This is a genomic window from Streptomyces sp. NPDC057302, assembly GCF_042667685.1.
Classification (GTDB): domain Bacteria; phylum Actinomycetota; class Actinomycetes; order Streptomycetales; family Streptomycetaceae; genus Streptomyces.
Genome location: NZ_JBHUZJ010000173.1, coordinates 1 through 2,419, shown reverse-complemented (window position 1 = coordinate 2,419; position 2,419 = coordinate 1). Strand labels below are relative to the sequence as shown.

Below are 2,419 nucleotides of genomic sequence, written 5' to 3'. Positions count from 1 at the left end.
GCTTTCAGGAGATTAAATCACTGAACGTCTTGCTCGGTCCTTATTTCTCAGGCAGGCGCTCGACGTCCTACAGAAGATTCCCGCTCGACCCTTTCGGCGAACCGCGCCCACTTCTCCGCGCATTCGCGCGCCAATTGCGCGACCCTGTCGGTGGTATGCGGTGGGAGTTGCGCCGCGACGTCGGCAAGGACCTGGGAGTCGACGTCATGAATGGCGAGATGCCGCAGCAGAAGCCGGCCGGATTCGGACAGGCGCAGCGCGGGATCTCTCCGCAGCTTCTGCAACGGCTGCCCCGCGCCCGCGAGAGGCGACAGGGATTGGGGTTCGTTCATCAGATTCGCGCTTTGAGCGGCCGGCTCGGACACGCTCTCCGAGCGCCGGGGCACCGGATCTTCACCGAGGAGCAAGCGTTTCTTGACGTCATGAGCGGTGCCGAGAGATATCCCCGCCTCGCGGGCTATTTCGCGCAGCGGCGCGCCCGGTCGCTCGGCCAGCAGCTCGCCGGCCCGCCGCCGGCCCGGCGCGACCCCGACGCGGCGGACCTTGCCGTCCAGGCCGATGCGGGCGTTCAAGTGCGCAACTTCGCCACTCGAACGGCGCAGCCGGGCGATCGTGCGGGGCGACAGGCCCGTGAGGGACGCGACGTACCGGTCCGACAGTTTCTGATTCTCCATCAGAATTCGAGTCCCGGCCGCGACCTTCTCCCGGTAGGACAGGGGCTTCCCGTGGGCAGAATTCAGCCTGACGGCCACTTCGAACAGTTTGTGCTCCGGCGCCTCGACGAGGTGGGCACGAATCATTTCCTCACCGCGAAGTCGCGCGGCGGCCAGGCGCTGCATTCCGTCTATGACTCGCCCGCTGGACTCGTGCACAACGATGGGCGGCAGCTCCTCGCCCAGCTCGCTGAGGGCTGCCACATACTCTTGATCAACACCTTTGGTGCGGGGTGAATCCGCAGGGAGCAGCCATCCGACGGGAACCTTTCTGCACGCTACCTTCACAATATTTAACGAGTCGGAATAAGGTCCACCCTGCGGTGGCGTCCATCCCGCCAATCGAGGCCAAGCACAGCCGACATCCAGGTCGCACATCGTACCCCCCGTGTCTCCGCCGATATTCAGTGCGCCAACGACTGGGACGCTAGCAAATCACGCTACCGTGCACCAGAGGATTATTGACGATTACTTTACTCGGAGTGACGGCCGACGGGCCCCGATTCAGTTGAACGTGCATGTAAATGCGTGTTACTTGCGTGCGTAGATGCGCATGGTGATGGGACCGAAGACGAGGATGAACAGCGCTGACCAGCCGAGCACCCAGGCCATTTCATCGGCGGGCCAATCACCGGCCATCACGCTGCGTACCGCGTTGCAGAGGTGGGAGATCGGGCTGTTGTTCACGAACACCTGCAGCCAGCCCGGCATGGTGCTCGGCTCGACGAACACGTTGCTCAGGAATGTCAGCGGGAAGATGACCATCATCGAGACACCCATCACCGTCTTCTCCGTGCGGAGCAGCAGGCCGAACATCGTCCACACCCAGGAGAAGGCGAAGCTGAAGACGATGAGCAGCGACACGCCCGCCAGTACGCCGACGATGCCGCCGTCGGGCCGATAGCCCAGGATCAGCCCGACCACGAGGATGACGGCCGAGGCCACGCAGTAGCGGAGCATGTCGCCCAGGAGATAGCCGACCATCGGGGACGGCCGCCAGATCGGCAGGGTCCTGAAGCGGTCGAAGACGCCCTTGCCGATGTCGGTGTTGACCGAGATGCCCGTGTACATCGTGATCATGACGACGGACATCACCAGGATCCCCGGCAGCAGGAACTGGATGTACTCCTCGGTGGAGCCCGCGAGCGCCCCGCCGAAGAGGTACGTGTACATCAGCACCATCATGATCGGGAAAGCCGTCACGTCGAAGAGCTGCTCCGGCACATGCTTGATCTTCAGCATCGCCCGCCAGCCGAACGTCACGGACGTCGACAGCGCGCTGGGCCTCGGCGGGCGCTGCCGCGAACCGAGCAGCCCGGCCAGCGAATCGGTGGCGAGCGGCGCGAGTTCGTCGGCGCCGGCGTCCGTCTGTGTCGCGGCGCTCATGCCATGACCCCCTTCTCGGCCTTCTCGGCCCGGTCCTTCTTCACGGCGCTGTCGGTCAGGGCGAGGAACACCTCGTCGAGGCTGGGCTGCCCCAGCGAGAAGTTGTCGACGGTGATGCCGGACCTGGCCAGCTCGGCCAGCGCACGGGACGCCTGCTCGGCCGCTCCCGCGCCCGCATCACGGCCGGCCACGCGGGCGCTGAGCGCGAGCGGGTCGGACTCCCGTTGCACCGGGACGCCCAGGCACAGGGCCAGCAGCCGCTCGGCCTCGTCCCGTTGGGCCGCGTCGCGCAGCCGCACATGCACCGATCCGGCGCCCAC

Annotated in this window: 2 protein-coding genes and 1 pseudogene; all 3 read right to left on the bottom strand. The window is 65.6% G+C overall.

What is annotated here, in order from left to right; all coding sequences use genetic code 11:
* Positions 1-47: 47 nt before the first annotated feature.
* Complete coding sequence (locus ACFUPX_RS44090; RefSeq protein ID WP_383335399.1) at positions 48-917, bottom strand: streptomycin biosynthesis protein; 870 nt, start codon at positions 915-917, stop codon at positions 48-50.
* Positions 918-1,244: 327 nt separating this feature from the next.
* Positions 1,245-2,099, bottom strand: a complete 855-nt coding sequence (locus tag ACFUPX_RS44085; RefSeq protein WP_383335397.1) for an ABC transporter permease — start codon at positions 2,097-2,099, stop codon at positions 1,245-1,247.
* Positions 2,096-2,419, bottom strand: a pseudogene (locus ACFUPX_RS44080) (daunorubicin/doxorubicin resistance ABC transporter ATP-binding protein DrrA); the annotation flags it as partial. The gene ACFUPX_RS44085 and the pseudogene ACFUPX_RS44080, both read right to left, overlap by 4 nt.

Bases quoted from the DNA above. Each gene is read 5' to 3' on its own strand.
- ACFUPX_RS44085 (WP_383335397.1), bottom strand. From the start codon at position 2,099: ATGAGCGCCGCGACACAGACGGACGCCGGCGCCGACGAACTCGCGCCG.